The sequence below is a fragment of the Xanthobacter sediminis genome (assembly GCF_043195015.1).
Taxonomy (GTDB): Bacteria; Pseudomonadota; Alphaproteobacteria; order Rhizobiales; family Xanthobacteraceae; genus Xanthobacter.
This window is the reverse complement of record NZ_JBAFWH010000001.1, coordinates 328,645-349,387: the sequence shown is the minus strand read 5'-3', so window position 1 is coordinate 349,387 and position 20,743 is coordinate 328,645. Positions and strand designations below refer to the sequence as shown.

At 69.5% G+C, this 20,743-nt stretch carries 18 protein-coding genes; 3 read left to right on the top strand and 15 right to left on the bottom strand.

Annotated elements, in window-relative coordinates; genetic code table 11:
* Nucleotides 1-9: 9 nt before the first annotated feature.
* Complete coding sequence (locus tag V5F61_RS01370; RefSeq protein WP_393987082.1) at nucleotides 10-390, bottom strand: hypothetical protein; 381 nt, start codon at nucleotides 388-390, stop codon at nucleotides 10-12.
* A 449-nt stretch (nucleotides 391-839) separates the two neighbouring features.
* On the opposite strand from V5F61_RS01370, the gene V5F61_RS01365 reads away from it, so the two are divergent.
* Entirely contained in the window at nucleotides 840-1,199 is a 360-nt protein-coding gene (locus V5F61_RS01365; RefSeq protein ID WP_393987081.1) for a hypothetical protein, read from the top strand.
* Between the two features lie 75 nt (nucleotides 1,200-1,274).
* On the opposite strand, the gene putA is transcribed toward V5F61_RS01365, so the two are convergent.
* From putA to V5F61_RS01305, 12 genes are all read right to left on the bottom strand, one after another.
* Nucleotides 1,275-4,964, bottom strand: coding sequence for a bifunctional proline dehydrogenase/L-glutamate gamma-semialdehyde dehydrogenase PutA (putA, locus tag V5F61_RS01360; RefSeq protein ID WP_393987080.1), 3,690 nt, complete (start codon nucleotides 4,962-4,964; stop codon nucleotides 1,275-1,277).
* Between the two features lie 733 nt (nucleotides 4,965-5,697).
* Nucleotides 5,698-6,486, bottom strand: coding sequence for an ATP12 family chaperone protein (locus tag V5F61_RS01355; protein ID WP_393987079.1), 789 nt, complete (start codon nucleotides 6,484-6,486; stop codon nucleotides 5,698-5,700).
* Nucleotides 6,471-7,217 (bottom strand): HAD-IA family hydrolase, encoded by a 747-nt coding sequence (locus V5F61_RS01350; protein ID WP_393987078.1) that lies wholly within the window; start codon nucleotides 7,215-7,217, stop codon nucleotides 6,471-6,473. The genes V5F61_RS01355 and V5F61_RS01350 overlap by 16 nt, the downstream gene beginning before the upstream one ends.
* Complete coding sequence (locus V5F61_RS01345) at nucleotides 7,214-7,969, bottom strand: zinc ribbon domain-containing protein (RefSeq protein ID WP_393987077.1); 756 nt, start codon at nucleotides 7,967-7,969, stop codon at nucleotides 7,214-7,216. The genes V5F61_RS01350 and V5F61_RS01345 overlap by 4 nt, the downstream gene beginning before the upstream one ends.
* Before the next feature lie 180 nt (nucleotides 7,970-8,149).
* Nucleotides 8,150-9,964, bottom strand: a complete 1,815-nt coding sequence (locus V5F61_RS01340; protein WP_393987126.1) for a TRAP transporter large permease — start codon at nucleotides 9,962-9,964, stop codon at nucleotides 8,150-8,152.
* 158 nt (nucleotides 9,965-10,122) lie between these two features.
* The gene (locus V5F61_RS01335) at nucleotides 10,123-10,758 is read right to left on the bottom strand and encodes a TRAP transporter small permease subunit (RefSeq protein ID WP_393987076.1); all 636 of its coding nucleotides are present in this window, start codon (nucleotides 10,756-10,758) and stop codon (nucleotides 10,123-10,125) included.
* Between the two features lie 252 nt (nucleotides 10,759-11,010).
* Nucleotides 11,011-11,691, bottom strand: coding sequence for a hypothetical protein (locus V5F61_RS01330; RefSeq protein ID WP_393987075.1), 681 nt, complete (start codon nucleotides 11,689-11,691; stop codon nucleotides 11,011-11,013).
* A gap of 14 nt (nucleotides 11,692-11,705) precedes the next feature.
* Nucleotides 11,706-12,773: an RluA family pseudouridine synthase gene (locus V5F61_RS01325; protein WP_393987074.1), complete on the bottom strand. Its 1,068-nt coding sequence runs from the start codon at nucleotides 12,771-12,773 to the stop codon at nucleotides 11,706-11,708.
* Nucleotides 12,774-12,867: 94 nt separating this feature from the next.
* Nucleotides 12,868-13,266 carry a fluoride efflux transporter CrcB gene (gene crcB, locus V5F61_RS01320; protein ID WP_393987073.1) on the bottom strand — a complete coding sequence of 133 codons (399 nt, stop codon included), beginning with the start codon at nucleotides 13,264-13,266 and terminating at the stop codon, nucleotides 12,868-12,870.
* Nucleotides 13,267-13,419: 153 nt separating this feature from the next.
* Nucleotides 13,420-14,727 (bottom strand): O-acetylhomoserine aminocarboxypropyltransferase, encoded by a 1,308-nt coding sequence (locus tag V5F61_RS01315; protein ID WP_393987072.1) that lies wholly within the window; start codon nucleotides 14,725-14,727, stop codon nucleotides 13,420-13,422.
* Nucleotides 14,728-14,868: 141 nt separating this feature from the next.
* Complete coding sequence (locus tag V5F61_RS01310) at nucleotides 14,869-15,417, bottom strand: CoA-binding protein (protein ID WP_393987071.1); 549 nt, start codon at nucleotides 15,415-15,417, stop codon at nucleotides 14,869-14,871.
* Nucleotides 15,418-15,453: 36 nt separating this feature from the next.
* Nucleotides 15,454-16,230 (bottom strand): TatD family hydrolase, encoded by a 777-nt coding sequence (locus V5F61_RS01305; RefSeq protein WP_393987070.1) that lies wholly within the window; start codon nucleotides 16,228-16,230, stop codon nucleotides 15,454-15,456.
* Nucleotides 16,231-16,358: 128 nt separating this feature from the next.
* On the opposite strand from V5F61_RS01305, the gene V5F61_RS01300 reads away from it, so the two are divergent.
* A complete protein-coding gene (locus V5F61_RS01300; RefSeq protein WP_393987069.1) occupies nucleotides 16,359-16,925 on the top strand; it encodes a biotin transporter BioY in 567 nt (188 codons plus the stop codon).
* Nucleotides 16,926-16,942: 17 nt separating this feature from the next.
* On the opposite strand, the gene V5F61_RS01295 is transcribed toward V5F61_RS01300, so the two are convergent.
* Nucleotides 16,943-17,440: a hypothetical protein gene (locus tag V5F61_RS01295; RefSeq protein WP_393987068.1), complete on the bottom strand. Its 498-nt coding sequence runs from the start codon at nucleotides 17,438-17,440 to the stop codon at nucleotides 16,943-16,945.
* Between the two features lie 322 nt (nucleotides 17,441-17,762).
* On the opposite strand from V5F61_RS01295, the gene V5F61_RS01290 reads away from it, so the two are divergent.
* On the top strand, nucleotides 17,763-18,971 hold the full coding sequence (locus V5F61_RS01290; RefSeq protein ID WP_393987067.1) for a methyl-accepting chemotaxis protein: 1,209 nt from the start codon (nucleotides 17,763-17,765) through the stop codon (nucleotides 18,969-18,971).
* A gap of 150 nt (nucleotides 18,972-19,121) precedes the next feature.
* Here V5F61_RS01290 and metG read toward each other — a convergent pair whose 3' ends face one another.
* Complete coding sequence (gene metG, locus V5F61_RS01285; RefSeq protein ID WP_393987066.1) at nucleotides 19,122-20,681, bottom strand: methionine--tRNA ligase; 1,560 nt, start codon at nucleotides 20,679-20,681, stop codon at nucleotides 19,122-19,124.
* Nucleotides 20,682-20,743 lie beyond the last annotated feature (62 nt).

Sequence of the window (20,743 nt, the reverse complement as noted above, 5' to 3'; positions counted from 1 at the left end):
GCCGGAGGCTCAGGCCGCCTCGACCGAGACCACGCGATAGGTGTGCATCTCGTCGTCCTCGCGGACCGAGATATACTCGCCCACCTCGAACTTCTCGTCTGCGAAGCGGTAGCCGGCCTCGTCGTCATCGGCACCGGCCACATCGTAGCGGAAGGCCCAGCTGCCACCGGGGCGGCGGACCAGATGGCCCACCTCGTCCGCCTCGTCGGGGCGGAAGCGCACCACCCGGCAGTGCTCGCGCTGACGCGCCCACAGCTCAGGGTCGATCTTGCCATCGGCGGCAAGCGGCGCCACGAAGGTGTAGCCGAAGTTTCGCGACCCTTCCGGGAAGCCCTTCTCGCGGGCCAGCTCCATGCGGATCTTGTGCAGGCCGTGCGGAAGCTGCGTCATCGTTTTCTCCCACCGTCTCGTCGGTTTCCCGGCGGCGCGCGACGCCCCATGCCGTTCGGCGGGCGGCCGCGCTCCCGGCGGCCCCGCGCCGCCTCCCGGTTGCGCCGCCACTCTAGAAGATCGCTGGCGATTCGCGAGCCCGCGGCCGCAAGCCCCCCCGGCCAAGCCGCCTTGCCCGCGAGGCGATTTGGCGCACAATGGCCAAGACCACTTGCCATTCGCATGCACGCAACGGGATACTCGCGGCCACCCGGCAGGAACCAGAATGCGGCAGCGCACGTTGACGTCGTGGACCCGACCCGGCCCGGGCCGCGGAGATGAAGGCGCCAAAGGCCACCTTTGACCTGTCGCAACGCGCGGGAAGCGTTCTTCCGCGATATTTTCCTTCCCCTCGCCGGTTCAACGGATCGGGGGCGGAGGGAGTGATCGCCACCAGAAGGAGTAATGCCATGAGTGATGCGAACATCTTCCAGGGCCTGAACCGTGTGTGGGATACCGGAGCGCCGCCCATGGCTTGGCCCACCACCGCGTGGAAGAACTACTTCTTCGAATGTCCGGTGGCCGTTACCTCTCATCTGCAGCGCTTCATGATGCGTCAGGCGCAGGACCAGATGCAGGTTTTCGCAGAACTGGCGCGGGACCCCAACCCGACCAACGCCATCACCCGGCAGAGCGCCTTCGTGCAGCAGGCCGCGCTCGCCTGGAACGCCGAGATGATGGAGCTGGCGGAGCTGGTGCAGAGCAAGCTCCTGTCTTCCGCCGCGCCCACCGCCGAGGCTGACAAGGCGCCGCTCCAGCGCGCGGCTTGACCTGCGGGCACCGCCCGCGGACAGGCGCCTCCGGCAGGGAAGTCCGGCCGGAGGCGCGCCTTTAGGCGCCTTGATTCATGCCATTGCCATAAGGGTCGCATTGCCGCCGGCGGCGGTGGTGTTGATGGAGGTCGAGACCTCCCGCATCAGCCACGCCAGCGGTACCTCCTCCTCTTTGAGCCGCACCGCATGAAGCGGCACCAGCGGTCCCTCCCGCGTGGCGAGGCGGCGGGAGAGGGCGGCGATCCGCGCGTCATCTCCTTCGGCGAGAGCCGCAACCAGCGGCCCTGAATTCTCACCCTCCCGTATCCAGGATATCCGCCGCCGTACGACACGCGGCAGCGTCCGACGCCACGCGGACGCAGGCTCGGCAAGGCCGCCGGACACCTCCACCACCGCATGGTTGCCAGTGGCCAGGGCCGCTGCCACCAGCGTCAGAAGCCCCCCTCGCGTTTCGGCCGAAACCAGCACCCGGCCGCGCGGCACCAGGGTGTAGCAATCGCTCTCGCCCGCCGGTCCGGGAAGCGCGGCGGCAACCCCGAGGGGCGCCATGGCCGCCCATCCGCGCGCGCGGTGGGCGAGCGGCGCGAGGCCCTGCGCCTCGAGCCAGCCGGCGAAGGCCAGCGCCGCGCCATCGGGCTTCTCCCCGGCATTGGCCACGGGCACGTTAGGTGCGCCGCGCACGAGGCGCTGGAGGTAGAGCGGGCCGCCCGCCTTCGGCCCCGTGCCGGAAAGCCCATGCCCGCCGAAAGGCTGCACGCCCACCACGGCACCGATGATGTTTCGGTTCACATAGATGTTGCCGGCCCGCACCCGCGCCGTGACGTCCGCGATGGTGGAATCGAGCCGTGTGTGCAGGCCGAAAGTGAGGCCGTAGCCGGTGGCGTTCACCGCCTCGATCATACGCCGCAGGTGCCGCCGCCGATAGCGCAGCACGTGCAGCACTGGGCCGAACACCTCCCCCTCCAGCTCCGCCAAGGTGGAAATCTCGATCAGCGCCGGCGCCACGAAGGTGCCGTGGGCGGCCTCTGGCGGTAGCGGCGCGCGGTAGACCTTGTGGCCGCGCGCGGCCATTCGCGCCACATGGGCCTCGATCGCCTCCTGCGCGGCGGGGCGGATGACGGGGCCCACATCGGCGGAAAGCCGGCCGGTGGGCGCCACGCGCAGCTCCGCCATGGCGCCGCGGATGAGGGCGAGGATATGGTCTGCCATCTCTTCCTGGACGCAGAGCACCCTGAGCGCCGAGCAGCGCTGCCCAGCACTATCGAAGGCCGAGGAGATCACATCGGCCACCACCTGCTCCGGCAGGGCCGAGCTATCCACCACCATGGCGTTCTGCCCACCGGTTTCGGCGATCAGCGGCAACGGATGCCCCTCCGGTGAAAGGCGCCCGGCGAGGCTGGCCTGGATCAGCTGCGCCACCTGGGTGGAGCCGGTGAACAGCACCCCCGCCACCTGCGGCGCAGCCACCAGGGCCGCGCCCGCCGTGCCGTCGCCCGGCAGGAGCTGGAGCACATCCTGCGGCACGCCGGCCCGATGGAGGATGCGCACCGCCTCGGCGGCGATCAGCGGCGTCTCTTCCGCCGGCTTGGCGAGCACGCTGTTGCCGGCGGCGAGCGCGGCCGCGACCTGCCCGGTGAAGATGGACAACGGGAAATTCCAGGGGCTGATGCAGACCATGGGGCCAAGGCCCGTCTGGTCGGCGCGCAGGCCCTCGGCCGCGCACGCGTAGTAACGCAGGAAATCGACCGCCTCGCGTACCTCCGCGATGGCATTGGCGGCGGATTTTCCGGCCTCGCGCATCATGAGGCCCATCAGCTCGCCCATGCGCGCCTGCATCTCGTCGGCCGCCGCCCGCAGCGGCGCCACCCGGCGCGCCACCGGCGTCTGCGCCCAGCCGGGCGCGGCCGCGGCAGCGCGGACCATGGCCGCCCCCATCTCGCCCGGTCCACACTCAGAAACCATCCCCACCACCCTCCGCCCGTCGGCAGGGTCGGGCACTGGCCGCGCCAGCCCTTCGCCTGAAGGCGGGGCGGCGCTCCAGCCTCGGGCGGCACCGGCGGCGAGCGCCTGCGAGAAATGTTCGAGAGCGTCCTCGTCCGAAAGATCGAGCCCGGCCGAATTGAGCCGGTCTGCGAACAGCCCCTCCGGCCGCGCAATGCGCGGATGCGGCGCGCCCGGCTCCGCCATGGCCCGCACGACCGCGGCGGGATCGGCCGTCAGCTCCTCCACCGGCACCGAGGGGTCGGCGAGGCGGTGGACGAAAGACGAATTGGCGCCGTTCTCCAGCAGCCGCCGCGCGAGATAGGCGAGCAGCGTGCCGTGCCCGCCGACGGGCGCATAGATGCGGCAGGGCCGGTCCAGTCCGTCCGCGCCCACCACCGCCTCATAGAGCGGTTCGCCCATGCCGTGGAGGCACTGGAACTCGTAGGAACCCGGCGAGAACTGCCCGCCCGCGAGATGGTGGATGGAGGCGACCGTCTGCGCATTGTGGGTGGCGAACTGCGGGAACACCGCATCCCGTGCCGCCAACAGCCGGCGCGCGCTCGCGATATAGGAAACGTCCGTATGCGCCTTGCGCGTGAAGACCGGGAAATCGGCGAGCCCATCCACCTGTGCGCGCTTGATCTCGGCGTCCCAATAGGCCCCCTTCACCAGCCGGACCATGAGGCGCCGCCCGCTGCGCCGCGCGAGATCCAGCACGAAGTCGAGCACGAACGGGCAGCGCCGGCCATAGGCCTGCACCGCAAGGCCGAGGCCGTTCCAGCCGGCGAGCGCGGGGTCGGCGCACAGCGCCTCCAGCACATCCAGGGAAAGCTCCAGCCGGTCCTGCTCCTCGGCATCGATGGTGAGGCCGATGCCATAGCCCTTCGCCAGCGCTGAGAGCGCCGCGAGCCGCGGCACCAGCTCGGCCATGACGCGCCCGGCCTGGGCGCGGCCATAGCGCGGATTCAGCGCCGAAAGCTTGATGGAGATGCCCGGCCCGGCATAGACCCCGCGCCCCGCGGCTGCCTTGCCGATGGCATGGATGGCTTCCTCATAGGCGCGGTGGTAGCGCTCGGCGTCGCCGGCGGTCACCGCCGCCTCGCCCAGCATGTCGTAGGAATAGAGGAAGCCCGTCGCCTCCTGCGCGCGGGCGCGGACGAGCGCATCCTCGATGGTTTCGCCCATCACGAACCGCTCGCCCATCCTCCCCACCGCCATCTCCAGCGCCGTTCGCACCAGGGGCGCGCCGCACCGACCGGCGAGCCGCGCGAGCGCCGCGAGGCCCCCCTGCACATGCTCCGCGCGCGCCAACGCGCCAGCCGCAGCCAGAGCCCGCACCGCCGCACCGGCCTGGAGGGAGCGGCCCGCGCGCCGCCGCAGGTGCGCGTTCCAGTCACCGCGACCGAGGGCGTCGCGGATCAGTACGTCCCGTGTCGCGGCATCGGGAATGCGTAGCAGCGCCTCGGCAAGGCCCATGAGGGCGGCGCCCTCCGGGCTGGACAGGGGGAACTCCTGCAGCAGCTCGTCCACCATCGTTCCGCGCGGCCGCGCGCGCTGCGCCTGCGCCAGGCGGATGGCAGCGGCGGTGATTTCCGCCCGCAGGCCAGAAGGCAGCGTCGCCGCCTGAAGCAGGGGCGCGAGACATTCACCCTCGGAGCGGCGGGTGGCGGCCGTCACGGCCCGCCGCAGCGCGGAGCGCGAGGGCATGGGCCCGGCGAAATCGGAAAAGGGAACGGGCGCCTCGGCGCGCTGCGCGGAGCGGCTGGTATCGGCGGTCATGCTGCACGGTCCCCCGTCGACCGGCCCGCTGCGCGAAGACGGCAGATGGGCCGCATTCCTGTGCAGCAGTGTAGCAGCCCCGGCGGGGGCAAGCCGATTCTTCAATGCCCGCCGCTGAACCGTAGCGTGAGGGGCCGCAAGCCGCGTCAGGGGGAAGAGGAAAGGCCGCAGCGCGCGAAATGCAGTGCGTGACACCCATGGGCCTCCGTTCTCGGCGGCATCACATCAGTCAGGCTCAGACGTCGCACCGGTTTGGCCGAAGACCCACGAGAAAAGCCCACAGGCCTTCGGCGTTGACGCGCTCTCGGACCTGCTGAGAACGTTTCAAGCTGTGACATCGACGCGAGCTCCTCACGCGCGTTGTCATCTGCTTCGCCGGAAGGTGCAGTGGAGCCCACGATCTGCATCACCGAGCACGAGGGGCCTGATGTACCAGCGCTCCGTCGCCTGCCCTGCACCGGACCGCCCGACCGCGCGCCGAAAGGCGCGCTTCTCCTCTGGCACAGACAAGGAGCTGCCGCGGACACAGGACGATCAGCCGGAGTTTCCTTCCCGCCGCCGATCCGCTCCAGATGCTGACAGGATGAAGCAGGCGAAGACGGAAACCGGAATACCCAGCCCCGGCGGCGCTCAGCCGGCGGCGCCACCCTCGCGGCGCGCTTCGTAGCATCCCCGCGCCATTTAGCGCGCCGAGGGCTGCAATGATGCCGAAGCAGCGGAAAGAGCGGCCACGTCAGCCGCCTTGCGCATCCCGGTGCAGCAGCGCCACGGCGGCATCCATTTCCAGGCGGCGGGCGGCGCGGCGGGCGGCGGCGATCTCATCCTCGCCCCACAGCTCGCGGTTCCAGTCCTCGTCCACATGGGCGGCCTGCCAGGCGGCATCGGCCTCGATCACGCCTCCCGCCACCGCCAGCGCCAGCAGGGCGGAGCCGGTAAGCGTCGTCATCACGTGCACCGCCGCCAGCGGCAGCGCCTCGTGCGGCACCAGGGCGCGCATCTGCGCCAGGGATTCCTCCGGCTGGGCCACATGGCATACGCCCTCGGCCAGGAAGAAGGGCGCCCCATGCGCCTCGCGTGCCCAGGCCAGCACAGGGTCCCAATGCAGGGCCTGCCGCTCCACCAGGGCGTCCGGGCCCTCCGCCCGGTAGAAGAGCATGTCGGTGCCCACGTAGCGCGCCACCTCGTCGCGCACCGCGCCCACTTCAGCCTCCACCCGGTCGAGCGCGACATTGACGAGCCGCGTCAGCGGCATGGAGAGGGGGTCGATCTCGTCGGCCTGGGCCTCCCATTCCTTCACCAGCGCCTCGACCAGCGCCCGCGTGGGCACCTTCAGCAGGCCGCGCGCCGGCGTGCGCACGGGGCGTCCGTCCAGCAGCACGATGAAGCCGCCTTCCGCCTCGCCCACCGCCACGTCCTTGTAGAAGCGCTTCATGCGCTGGGGGCGCTGCGCGGCCTGGGCGCGGGCCATGGGATTGGCCGTATCGGCGCCTTCCGTCTCCAGGTCGGTCAGCAGCTCGCGCATTCCACCCTCCCCTCGCCCGCCTCGGTGCCGAGCAGTTCGGCGAGCGCCGCCGGAACGTCCTCGAACCGCTCCACCACACGCTGGGCACCCGCGTGCCACAGCTCGTCGGTGGCGTGGTAGCCCCAGGCGACGCCGAGCGCGCTGGCACCCGCCGCACGCGCCATGGCCATGTCGAACGAGGTGTCGCCCACCACCACGGTACGGGCGGGACCGATTCCGGCCTCCATCATCGCCTGTTGCACCATGGCCGGATGGGGCTTGGAGGGGGCATCGTCGGCGGTCTGGATGGTGGAGAACCAACCCTCCATGTCATGGGCCTGAAGCACCCGCCCCACCCCGCGCCGCGCCTTGCCGGTAACCATGCCGAGCACCACGTCGTCCCGCGCGCGGAGCGCCGCGAGCACCTCCCGCGCGCCTGGGAACATGGGCTCCGGCGGGCGGCTGTCGCGCAGGCGCATGAAGGCGCTGCGATAGGCCTCGGCCATGGACGCGACGGGATAGGCCGGGTCCCCTTCCGCCAGCACCGTGAACGCCTCGGGCAGGGAAAGCCCGACCACCGAGAGCAGGCGCCCGCGCGTGGGCACGGCAAGCCCCTGCGCGGCGTGGGCGTCGTGCATGGCGGCCACGATCATGTGCTGACTGTCCACCAGCGTGCCGTCGCAATCGAACAGCACCAGTGCCAAGGGGGCGGGCGTGTCTGTGCCGCCGGGGCGGCCGTCGGGCAGCGTCATTTCTGGGTCATCTTCTGGGTCGCGATGTCATAGACCCAAGTGGGGCCGGAAGGGTCCTGGAACAAGATCTCCCGGAAGCCGCGCTGCTGGCACTGCTTGGGGAAAGGCCCGGCCACGATCAGCTCCGCCGCCGTCTTGGCGGCGAAATTGAACTTGATGACGAGCACCGTGTCCTTCGGGCCGGAGGTGCTCACCTGCAGGTCGAGCCCGTTCTGGGCAAAGCTGTCCTGCTTGCTGCGGGCGAAGGCGCGCCGCGATTCCGGGTCGCCCTCGGGGATCTCCTCGGGCGCGGCAGAGGGAGCCGCCGTCGGCGCCACGGCGACGGTCGGGGCGGCCTCCCCGGTGGCGTGATCAGGCGGCGGCGCGAAGGCCGAAGGCGCAGATTCGCCAGCGGGCGCGGCAACTGTGTCAGGCTGTGCCGGGCGTGGCGCATCAGCGGGCGAAGCTGCCGAATCCTGCATCACAGGGGCGGCCGGCGGCGGGGAAGCGACCACTGGCGCGGGGGCGACCGCCGCCTGCGGCGTCTGCGCCGGCGGCGCTTCGGCTGCGGGCCCCGCAGGGCGCGGCGCGGGAGAAGAGAGCACCCACCACACGAGCGCGCCGGCGACCAGCGCCACCAGCGTGCCCGCAACCCCAGCCACCACCGGCGTCAGGATGCTGGAGCGCAGGGAGCGCCCACAGAAGGGGCACTGGGTCTCTTCCGGATAGACCTGCGCTCCGCAGCCGGGGCAGAAGTCGTGCTTCGTGTTCATGCCTCACCGTCTCCGCCGGCCGCCGGCCGGGTGCCGACCGGATCTGACGCCCTGCCCGTACCGCCTGAATCGGGCGGTACGCCCTTCCGTTCCCCGGAAGGTAGCAGGAGAAACCGGTCTATCGGCCCCGCCGGGGCAGAGCCCTGATAAACCAGCTCTAACAGAGCAATGTGGCAGCGCCTAATTGGGATTGCCGAAATCCAGCGGCGGCGGAGGAGGCGCGTCGAGCCCCGGCGACAGGCTGTCAAACTGCTGCTGGATCTGCGTCTGGTCGAGCTGGACGCTGTCCGACTTGTAGTGCGTCACCATCTGCGGGAACAGGATGATGAGCGCGACCATCAGCAGCTGGATCAGCACGAACGGCACCGCGCCCCAATAGATCTGCCCCGTGGTAACGGGCTGCGTGAGCTTGCCCGTCACGCGGTCGATATAAGGCGTCTTCGCCGCCACCGAGCGCAGGAAGAACAGGGCGAAGCCGAATGGCGGGTGCATGAAGGAAGTCTGCATGTTCACCGCCAGCATCACGCCGAACCAGATGAGATCGATGCCGAGCTTGTCCGCCGCCGGCCCCAGCAGCGGGATGATGATGAAGGCCAGCTCGAAGTAATCGAGGAAGAAGGCCAGCACGAACACCAGCAGGTTCACCGCGATCAGGAAGCCGGTCTGGCCACCGGGCAGCGACACCAGCAGCTCTTCCACCCACTTGTGGCCGTCCACGCCGTAGAAGGTGAGCGAGAACACACGCGCGCCGAGCAGGATGAACAGCACGAAGGCCGAGAGCTTGGCGGTGGAATAGGTGGCCTGGCGCATCAGGTCGAACTTGAGGCGCCCGCGGGCGGCGGCGAGCGCCAACGCGCCCACCGAGCCCATGGCGCCGCCCTCCGTGGGGGTGGCGACGCCGATGAAGATGGTGCCGAGCACCAGGAAGATGAGCGCCAGCGGCGGCACCATCACGAACACCACCTGTTCCGCCAGCTTGGAGAGCAGGCCCAGGCGGAACACCCGGTTCACCACGGCGATGACGAAGGCGAGCGCCACCGTCGCCGACATGGTGAGCACCACATAATCGGAGCCGAACTTCAGCCCCCATTCTTCCATCAGCGCGATGGAGAGGCCGATGGCGAGCGCCATCACCAGATAAAGAGAGGCGGTGAGCAGCCGCGCGGTGCCCGAGAGGATGAAATAAAGCACCGCGAACGCGCCGATGCCCCACACCAGCGTGTTGGCGAGGCCCGGCAGCGTGCCGGCGGTGAGGCCTGGCAGGGCTCCCGTGGCGATCAGCACCGCAAAACCGGCCGCCGTCAGCGCGCCCAGCAGGGTGGCGAAGCCGGTCTTCTCGCCCTGCACACGCAGGGTCTGAGCCTCCAGCGGCAGGCCCGGCGCCGCCTGCGGGAAGATGGAGGAGATGATGAAGATGTAGACGGCATAGAGGCCTGCCAGCAGCAGGCCGGGGACGAAGGCGCCCTCGTACATGTCGCCCACCGAGCGGTTGAGCTGGTCGGCCATGACGATGAGCACGAGGGACGGCGGGATGATCTGCGCCAGCGTGCCGGAGGCGGCGATGACGCCTGAGGCCACGCGCCGGTCATAGCCGTAGCGCAGCATGATGGGCAGAGAGATGAGACCCATGGAGATCACGGAAGCCGCTACCACGCCGGTGGTGGCCGCCAGCAGCGCGCCCACGAAGATGACCGCATAGGCAAGGCCGCCGCGAATGGAGCCGAACACCTGCCCGATGGTGTCGAGCAGGTCCTCCGCCATGCCGGACCGCTCGAGGATGAGGCCCATGAAGGTGAAGAACGGCACCGCGAGCAGCACCTCGTTGTTCATGGTGCCGTAGACGCGCTCGGGCAGCGCCTGGAGGAAATCGGGCCGGAACAGGCCGAGCCAGATGCCGATGACGCCGAAGATGAGGCCGTTGGCCGCCAGCGAGAAGGCGACCGGATAGCCCAGCAGCAGGAACACCACCAGCGCCACGAACATGATGGGCGCCATGTTGTGGATGAACCAGCCGCGGAAGCCGGGCTCGGCCGCGAAGGCGACATCCGGCAGGAAGGCGACAAGCGCGAAGGCGGCGAGCAGCACCACGCCGATGTGCGCGAGGCGGAGGCGGCGCAGGGCCGCGAACGAAGCGATGGCCATGGTTCCGTTCCTCAGCGCTCGGTCTGCGAAGAGGCGCCCTGCGCCCCGCTCTGCCCATTGGCCTCTGCCTGCCCGTCCATCAGGCGCTCCGCCTCGGCGGCGAGCGCCGCATGGCTGCCGCCCGTGCCCTCGTTGGGGTCCTCCATCCGGCCGGTGAAGATGGCCACGCGCTTGATGAGCTCGGAGATGCCCTGCAGCGTGAGGAAGAAGAAGCCGAGCGGGACCAGCGCCTTGGCCGGCCATTGCGGCAGGCCGCCGGCGTTCAGCGACTGCTCATTGATGCCATAAGAGGTGAGGAAGAAGGGCACCGAAGTCCACAGCAGCAGGATGGAGAACGGGAGCAGAAAGAACAGGTGGCCGAAGATATCGATGCCATCCCGCATGCGCTTGGAGAGGTGGGAGTTCACGATGTCGATGCGGATGTGCTCGTTGTCGATCAGCGTCCAGGACGCGCACAGGAGGAACACGGCCGCGAACAGCACCCATTGCAGCTCCAGCCACGAATTGGAGCTGACATCGAACAGCTTGCGCACGATGGCGTTGATCGCCGACACGAAGATGGCGACAACGATGAGCCAGGCGGCGATCTTGCCGATGCGCGTATTGATCGCATCGATGCCGCGGGCGAGCGCGAGCAGGGGTGTCATGGGTGCGTGTCCCTCGGGCGACTGTTTATCGCGGGCCGCCCCCATTGACCCGGCGGGCTACCCATTGGGCGGGCACCATAGGCGAAGAGAAGCACACTTCAAGTGCAGCGGGCCCCAAATCGCCCCGGAGTGGCCATCGACACGGCAAGAGTGAGGCTGAATTCCGACAAAAGTCGAATGAAATTTTCAATATTGCGCCGCGAGAGACGAATCGATGCTTTCGTTGCGCCGCGACAAGGCCAGGCGGCAGGATCAGTCGCGACCGGCAGCTACCCATGGCGCCGCCCCCTTCAGCGCCGGCCCGCGCGTGAAGGTTCCCGTCGTCCGGTCCCAGATGATGGCGGCTCCGGTGCCCGCGACGGGGCTTGCACCGACGCACCAGGCGGCGATGTCCGTCCCAGCCCTCGGCAGCAGCGCGACCATGGGGCCGAGCGCGTCCCAGCCGGCGGTCTCCTCCGTGACCTCCTCGCCCCGCGCCCGACACAGGGTGAAATCGAGATCCTTCGGCCATACCCGATCGGTCACGAGGTTCCAGCGGCTGGAGGCGCGGGAGTAGAAGCGCAGCCGCCCGCCGAAAGGCACGCCCTGCCGCACTCCGCGCTCGCTGAGCGCCACCAGGGGGAAGCCCTCCCGGTCGATCCAGGCCGCCAGCTCGGTCACCATGGCGTCGTCGCCCGCCCCGCCGTCGGTGACGCGTAGAAAGGCGCCCATGGCGTCGAGCAGCAGCGCAGGATGGCCGCGGGAAGCCCCCTGCGGCCCGTCTTCGATACGCACGCCGCCATCGGGGGAAGGGGCGATCTCGTAGGCCGGGAAACCGTTGGGCTGCGCCACCTGCAGCTCGCGGTAGATGGAAAGGATATCCAACTCCTGCGCCCGCGCCGGCAAAGCCGCCGCAAGCAACCCCGCCAGCGCCGCCGCGAGAAGCACGGGCAAGCGCCCCCGGCGCCTCATCCCTCCGGCGCCTCCAGGATGGGGTCGTACTGGCTGGCATCGAAGCCGAGGACGGCGAAGGACTGCGCCATGTGCGGCGGCAGCGGCGCGGAAACGTCGATCACCCCCTCGCCGCGCGGATGGGGAATGACCAGCCGCCGTGCCAGCAGGTGCAGCTTGTTCTGGAGCCCGCCGGGCAATTCCCAGTTCTCGATGTTGAAATACTTCGGATCACCCACGATGGGGTGGCCGATATGGGCGAGGTGAGCGCGCAGCTGGTGGGTGCGGCCCGTCACCGGCTTGAGGGAGAGCCAGCTCATCTTCTGCGCCGCCTGATCCACTACCGCATAATAGGTTATGGCGTGGCTCGCCTCGTCCTCGCCGTGGCGGGCGACACGCATCTTCTCCTCCTCCTCGTCACGGGCGAGATAGGTGGAGATGCGGCCCTGGCGGGGCTTGGGCACGCCGGGAACCAGGGCCCAATACACCTTGCGCGCCTCGCGCGAGCGGAAGCTCTTGGCGAGCACCGAGGCGGCAAGGCGCGTCTTCGCCACCAGGAGGCAGCCGGACGTATCCTTGTCGATGCGGTGGACGAGGCGCGGGCGCTGCCCGTCCTTGTCACGCATGGTCTCCAGCAGGCCGTCCACGTGGCGGTAGGTGCCGGAGCCGCCCTGCACGGCGAGGCCGAACGGCTTGTTGAGCACCATCACGTCCTTATCCTCATAGAGGATCAGGGAGCGGAGGAAGGTGAGATCGTCATTGCCCTTCGCACCAGCCCTGGGGCTCACCTTGGCCGCGCCCTTGGATGCGGCGCGTGGCGCCGACCCGTCGGAAGCCCCCTTTTCGCCGCCTGCGGGCCCCGTGCCCTCCGCCGACGCCTCCTCGCCGAGGGGCGGCACGCGCACGCTCTGGCCGGGATCAAGGCGGGTGGAGGTCTTGATGCGCCCGCCATCCACCCGCACCTGCCCGGTCCGCACCAGCTTCTGGAGGTGGCCGAAGGACAGGTCCGGGTAATGCAGCTTGAACCAGCGGTCGAGGCGCATGCCCGCCTCGTCCTCACTCACCGTCTTCAGCTCCACTGCCATCTTGGACCCATCCTCGCACGGCGGCGTTCCGCCTTTCCGTCTGGCAATAGTGCATGGCGGGCGCGCCGTCACGTCTCGCGCGGGAAATGGCGCATCACGTGAGGATGCGCACCGCCCAGATGCCCGCGAACACGCCCAGGAAGCCGAACGCCACCGAGGCCGACGCGTAGAGCAGCGCAAGACCGGTGTCTCCGCGCTCCATCAGGAACAGGAAGTCCAGCGAGAATGTGGAAAAGGTGGTGTAGCCGCCGAGCACGCCGGTGGTGAGGAACAGCCGCAGGCTCTGGCTCCAGGCCTCGCCATCCCTAAAGGCGAGATAGCCGGTGATGAGGCCCATCAGCAGGCTACCGCTAACGTTGATGAGCAGCGTGGCGAAGGGAAAACCGACGCCGAGAAGCCTGGGAATGGTGAGGTTCACCAAATGGCGCAGCACTCCGCCGAGGCCCGCCCCCAGGAACACCACGACGACGGGATGGAAGAAAGCGGATGCCATGGGCCCTTCCCCCTTTGAGGCTGGACCATCACTGGACCGATTCCATCGCCCGGTCACGAGGCCTCCTGCATCGCTGCCTGAGGGCGTGGTGCTCTCGGATGGCTAGGCGGGAGGGAACCGGACGTGATGCCGACCCGCCCCGCCCGGCGAAGCTCAGACCTTGGCGAGCGCCTGCTCGAGGTCGGCGATGATGTCCGCCACATCCTCGATGCCCACCGACAGGCGCACAACCTCCGGCCCCGCCCCGGCCACCACCTTCGCCTCGTCCGTGAGCTGGCGGTGGGTGGTGGAGGCGGGATGGATGATGAGCGAGCGCGTGTCGCCGATGTTGGCGAGGTGCGAGAACAGCTCCACGTTCGAGACCAGCTGCACGCCGGCCTCGTAGCCGCCCTTGAGCCCGAAGGTGAACACCGCGCCCGCGCCCTTCGGCAGGTATTTCTGCGCCAGGGCGTGGTAGCGGTCGTTCTCGAGGCCGGGATAGCTCACCCATTCCACCTTGGGGTGCGCGGCCAGATACTTCGCCACCGCCAGGGCATTGTCGCTGTGGCGCTGCATGCGCAGGCCCAGGGTCTCGATGCCCGTGAGGATGAGGAAGGCGTTGAAGGGCGACAGCGACGGCCCGAGATCGCGCAGCCCCAGCGCCCGCGCGGCGATGGCGAAGGCGAAGTTGCCGAAGGTCTCGTGCAGCACCATGCCCTGGTACTCGGGCCGCGGCGCCGAGAGGAACGGGTAGCGGCCGGAGGCGGACCAGTCGAAGGTGCCGGCGTCGACGATCACGCCGCCGAGCGAATTGCCGTGGCCGCCCAGGAACTTGGTGGCCGAGTGCACGACGATGTCGGCACCGTGCTTGATGGGCTGCCACAGGTAGGGCGTGGCGAGGGTGTTGTCCACGATGAGGGGAACACCCGCCTTCTTCGCGATGGCGGAGATGGCCGCGATGTCCACCACCACGCCGCCCGGATTGGCCACGCTTTCCACGAAGATGGCCTTGGTCTTGTCGGAGAGGGCGGCCTCGAAGGTGGAGAGGTCGTCCGGGTCCGCCCATTTCACATTCCAGCCGAAGCTCTTGAAGGCGTGGCTGAACTGGTTGATGGAGCCGCCATAGAGCTTGCGCGAGGCGATGAATTCGTCACCGGGCGTCAGCAGGGTGTGGAACACGATGTGCTGGGCCGCGTGGCCGGAAGCCACCGCCAGCGCCGCCGTGCCGCCTTCCAGCGCCGCCACCCGTTCCTCCAGCACCGCATTGGTGGGGTTGCCGAGGCGCGTGTAGATGTTGCCGAAGGTCTGAAGGCCGAACAGCGCCGCCGCGTGGTCCACGTCGTCGAACACGAAGGACGTGGTCTGGTAGATGGGGGTCGCGCGGGCGCCGGTAGTGGGGTCCGGCTGGGCGCCGGCGTGAATCGCCAGGGTCGCGAAACCTGGCTCGTGCACGGGCGCCTCGGGGCGGATCTCGTCGGTCATCGGGGGCTCTCTCCCATGGTGCAGGCCTCGGAGGGCCGCCGTAAGTTATATATTCCGATGTAATTTATCAGAAAACACATTTTTTTCGTGTTCTAGAGCATTTTCAAGCGAAAGGATCGCCATTCGCTCAAAGAAGAAGCCTCAGCGCGATGTGGGCCCCTGCGGCTTGCGCGCGGCGATGGAGAGGCGCTGCACCCCCTCGCCCAGCCGCTTCGGCCGCCGCGACGACAAGGTGCGGGAGTTCACCCCCGTCCAGCCGATCTCGCCCGAGAGGCGCGCATATTCGATCTTCGGGCAGCGGTTCATCACCACCTTGAGGCCCGCAGCCTCCGCCTGCGCGGCCACTTCGTCATGGCGCACGCCGAGTTGCATCCACAGCACCTTCGGCAAGGGGGAGAGCGCGGACACCTCGGCCCACACCGCCGGCAGGTGCTCAGGCGCCCGGAACACGTCCACCATGTCGATGGGCTCCGGCACGTCGGCGAGGGTGGCGACGAAAGTGAGCCCCGCCACCTCCTTGCCCGCCTGGCCCGGATTGACCGGAAACACCCGGTAGCCGCGCTCCGCGAGGTACTTCATGACGAAATAGGACGGCCGCGCGCTGTTGGCGCTGGCGCCGACGATGGCGACGGTCCGCACCTCCTCCAGGATGCCGCGGATGTAGCTGTCGGCGTAATGATCGTGGTTCATGGCGTCCTCCCCTTCATTTCACCGGCGCCGGACCGGTCACACGACCGCCTTTGTGAACAGGCGCCGGAAGTTGCGCGTGGTGGCTTCCGCCACCTGCGCCGCGCTCACGCCCCGCGCCTCGGCCAGCACCCGCGCCGTTTCCACCACGAACGAGGGCTCGTTGCGGTGGCCGCGATGGGGCACGGGCGCGAGGTAGGGCGAATCCGTCTCCACCAGGATTCGGTCCTCCGGGATGGTGGCCGCGATGGCGCGCAGGTCCGCGCTCTTCTTGAAGGTGATGACGCCGGAGAAGGACACATAGCCCCCGAGCGCCAGCGCCCGCCGCGCCAGTTCCGGCCCCGCGGTGAAGCAGTGCAGCAGGAAAGGGAAAGCCCCCTTGGCGCTCTCTTCCTCCAGGATGGCGGCGGTGTCCTCGTCCGCGTCGCGGGCATGGATCACCAGCGGCAGGCCGGTCTCGCGCGCGGCCGCGATGTGGGTGCGGAAGCCCCGGGCCTGCGCCTCGCGCGGACAGGTGTCGTAGAAATAGTCGAGCCCCACCTCGCCGATGGCCACCACCTTGGGATGGGCGGCGAGGGCCACCAGGTCGGCGGTGGTCACCTCGGGCTCGTCGGCGGCATTGTGCGGGTGGGTGCCCACGGAACAGCTCACCGCATCGAACCGCTCGGCGATGGCGCGCACGGCCTCGAAGGCGTGCACCCGCGTGCAGATGGTGACGAGATGGCCCACCCCGGCCGCCTGCGCCCGCGCCACCACATCGGGCAGCTCCGCGGAGAAATCGGGGAAATCGAGATGGCAATGGCTGTCGACGAGCATAGCGCGGTCACGGATATCGGTAAGCTGCCCCTCCCTTAAGCCCAACGCCGCGCGCCGTCGAGCAGCCGCGACAGGCGCCGGAGGCCATGCGAGGATGCCGGCCGCGATTCGCCTGCAGGAGCCCCGCCGTGCCGCCCTTCCGCCCCGCTTTCCTGCGCCTCGCGGAAGCCTCCCCGCCCTGGGCGCTGGCGCTGGTGGTCATCTCGGTGGCGCTGCTGGCCTGGAGCGCGCAGATCACCATTCCCATGCAGCCCGTGCCCATCACGCTGCAGAGCTATGTGGTGCTGACGCTCGCGGCGCTGATGGGCTGGCAGCTCTCGTCCCTGGTGGCGGTGGCCTATGTGGGGCTCGGGGTCGCCGGCGTGCCGGTGTTCGCCAATGGCGCCAGCGGATGGCAGGTGCTGTCCGGGGCGTCCGGCGGCTTCATCGCGGGCTTCGTGGTGGTGGCGGTGGGCGTGGGCGCCGCCCAGCAATATTGGGCCCAGCTGCGGCCGCTACAACTGTTCGCGGCCATCGCTTTCGGCCATCTGGCGCTGATGACGATGGGAGCCGGCTGGATCGCCACCAAGAGCGGAATCGTGCCGGCGTTCGAGAACGCGTTCCTGCCCTTCATCCTGGGCGCGGTGCTGAAATCCATCGCGGCGCTCGCCACCGTGATCGTGGCGGAGCGCATCGCGGGAACGCCCCGGCGCTGAGGCCGGGGCCCGTCCGCTCAGACCGAGTCGGAGATTTCTTTCTTGAGGGCATCGGCATCGGGGCCGGGCATGGCGATGGCCCGCACCACCTCGCCGGGGCTGCCCGGATTGGCGACGATGGACGCTTCCAGCGAGACCGTCACTGCCCCGCCCGAGGTGTTGAAGATGTAATCGAGGCGGAAGGCGGCGTTGGAGGACGCGCCATTGGTGCGCTTCAGGGCCTCGTCCGGCGGCAGGCGCTTCTCGGCCACGAGCTGAGAGGGCTGGTCCACCGTGATGGCATAGCCGCGCGCGCGCCGCGCGGTGGCAAGACGCCCGCGCACCAGGGTCGCATCCGCGCCCTGCAGCCGCACCTCGATGCGCGGCACTTCCGGCGCGACCGGAGGCGGCGCCTCTGCCGGCATCATGGGGGGGATGGGGTCATAGGTCGCCTGCGGCTGGCCGCCGCGGTCGCCCGAACAGGCCGTCAACAGCAGCACTGCCGCGAGTCCACATAACCCTTTCAGCCTCGTCATCGGCAATGCTCCCGGAGCCTCCCCTGAGTGCCCTGGCACCGTCTGGCCGGGCCGGGGCACCGTAGAGCATTTTCGCCTCTGATTGAATTGCGAAAATGCCCCGCATGCGCCGACGATGGCGCCGCCGGATCACGCCCGCCCCCATTGTCCCCGCCGGCCCTTCCCCGCCGACGGCACCGGCGCCCCCCCATTTCGGCACACACGGCAATGGACAGGCCGCCGCCTGCCGAAGCAAGCTGTCGGCGGGAATGACAACAGTCGATAATTGACGGAAAATTTCATTCCTGGGACGAAATACATTGCCCGCAGGGGGAGGCCGGACATGGACGCCTACAGGGATGAGCCGATCACGATGACCGCCGCGGCGGCCGGGCTGCTGGCGGAAGCCGGCATCCGGCGCCCCTCGGCTCTTGCCACCGGTGTCGCCGACGCCGCGCGGCTGCTGGGGGATCTCAGCTGCCTGCTGGCATGGGGCAGTGGCAATGCCCAGCGCCTTTCGGGCGAGAGCGTCGCCATCTCCAGCGCGGTGGAAGAGCTGGCGCGCACCACCGACAACATCGCCCAGGCCGCCGCCGTGACCCAGGACCAGTCCACCGACGCCGCCCGCATCGTCTCGCAGACGGTCTCCCAGGCGGCCCAGGCGGCCGGCGCCATCGGCGAGATCGCCTCCGCCTTCACCGACATCCAGTCCCGCACCGATCAGCTCACCGGCGCCATCCGCGCCATCGGCGCGATGGCGCGCGACATCGACACCATCTCCAAGCAGACCAAGCTGCTTTCGCTCAACGCCACCATCGAGGCCGCCCGCGCCGGCGCGGCGGGGCTCGGCTTCGGGGTGGTGGCATCCGAGGTGAAGGCGCTTTCGGAGCAGACCGCCCGCACGACAGCCGGTATCGCCGCCAAGCTCGCGGAGCTGAACCAGGTGCTCGCCGCCGTGTCGCAGGCGGTCGCGGCGGGCGGCGGACGGGTGGAAAGCGGCACCCGCGCCTTCAACGAGGTTTCCCGCAACATGGATCTCGTCTCCGAGCGCGTGGGCTCCGCCACCGAGCGCATCGAGAGCATCAGCCAGGCCTTGGGCGAGCAGAAGACCGCGACCAACTCCATCGCCGCCTCCCTGTCCGAGGTGGCGCGGCTCGCCGCCCAGAACAAGGCGGACGGCGATTCGTCCGGTGCACTGTTGGCCAAGGCCCAGGACGCCGCCATGACCGTGCTGGGCGAGCTCGACACCGACGGCAGCCACGCCAACACGCCGCGCACCTTCGCCGCCGAGCTTTCCGCGTGGCGCGGGGCGCTCGCCCAGTGCCTGGTGGGTGCCCGCGCCGACCGCGCCTACGACAACCCGCCGCTCGGCGCCGAGCGCGACCTGCCGCCGGGTCTGCGCGATGCGCTGGCGCCCGCCCTCGCGGCCATCCGCACCTCGGGCCGCGAACTGGGGCGCAAGCTCCAGGCGAGCGATATCGAGGGCGCCATCGCCGCCTATGGCGCCACCGACGAGCGGCTGACGGAGGTCATCGACCGCCTCACCCGCTGAAACGCGCGGCGTCACGCCGCTGAAGGCCGGCCCCGCAGAGCGGGGCGGCCCATGCCATCGGCGCCGATCCCTGACCGGCGCCGGGCGGGTTTTGCGCGGACACCGCGGACTTCACCGGAAGCCCGCGCGCCACGCACAAGGCCCCTGGCCTCAGGACTGCGCCGCCTCCGGCTCCACATAGCGGGGGAAGACGCCCACGGGGGTCGGCAGGCTGCGGCCCGCCGGCAGGCGGTTCTCCGGCCCCAGCCGCTCGAAGCCGCGCTCCTCCGCCGGCACGGCCACGAGGTCGAGCAGCTTGGCGGCGCTCTGCGGCATCACCGGCTGCACCAGGAGCCCCACTTCGCGGATCACCTCCGCCGTCACCCACAGGACGGTGGCCATGCGGGCGGGGTCGGTCTTGCGCAGGGCCCAGGGGGCCTGGGCCGCGAAATAGCGGTTGGCATCCGCCACCACCGCCCACACGGCGTTGAGATACTGGTGCACGGCCTGGGCCGCCATGGCCTCTCGCGCCTTCTCCAGCATGCCGTCGGCCTGGGCGAGGATCACCTCGTCGTCGGCCAGCAGCGGCCCCGGCTCCGGCACCACGCCGTCGAGGTTCTTGGCGATCATGGACAGGGAGCGCTGGGCGAGGTTGCCGAGGTCGTTGGCGAGATCCGCGTTCATGCGCGCCACGATCGCCTCGTGGCTGTAGGAGCCGTCCTGGCCGAACGACACCTCGCGCAGGAAGAAATAGCGGATGGCGTCCACACCGTAGGTGCTCGCGAGGTCGAACGGATCGATGACGTTGCCCACCGACTTCGACATCTTCTCCCCGCGGTTGAAGAGGAAGCCGTGGCCGAACACGCGCCGCGGCGCCTCCAGCCCCGCCGACCACAGGAACGCCGGCCAGTAGACCGCGTGGAAACGGATGATGTCCTTGCCGATGACGTGCAGGTTCGCCGGCCAGTAGCGCTTGAAGAGGTCGTCGTCCGTGTCGGGATAGCCGAGCGCGGTGATGTAATTGGTGAGCGCGTCCACCCACACGTACATGATGTGCTTGGGATCGCCCGGCACCGGGATGCCCCAGTCGAACGTGGTGCGGGAGATAGAGAGATCCTGCAGGCCGCCGGAAACGAAGCTCACCACCTCGTTGCGGCGCGCCTCCGGCATGATGAAGCCGGGGTTTTCCGCATAATAGGCGAGCAGGCGGTCCTGGTAGGCCGAGAGGCGGAAGAAGTAGCTCTCCTCCTCCACCCACTCCACCGGCGTGCCCTGGGGGCCGAGGCGCACGCCATCGGCGTTCAGCACGGTCTCGTCCTCGGCGTAATACGCCTCGTCGCGGACCGAGTACCAGCCGGAATAGGTGGATTTGTAGATGTCGCCGTTGGCTTCCATCTTCGCCCAGATGGCCTGGGCGGACGCATAGTGCCGCTCCTGGGTGGTGCGGATGAAGTCGTCGTTGGAGAGACCGAAGGTCTCCACCATGGCCTGGAAGCGCGGCACGTTGCGCTCCACCAGCTCGCGCGGGGTCAGGCCGGCCTTCTGCGCGGTCTGGAGCATCTTGATGCCGTGCTCGTCGGTGCCGGTGAGGAAGCGCACGTCATAGCCGTCGAGCCGCATGAAGCGGGCGATACAGTCGCTCGCGATCGCCTCATAGGCGTGGCCCATGTGCGGCACGCCATTGGGATAGGCGATGGCGGTGGTGATGTAGAACGGCGGCTTCGTCGGCATGGGCGGCTCTTTGACGGCTCGGAGGCGGCTCGAACGGAGATGCCGGCCACGATCCGGCCGAG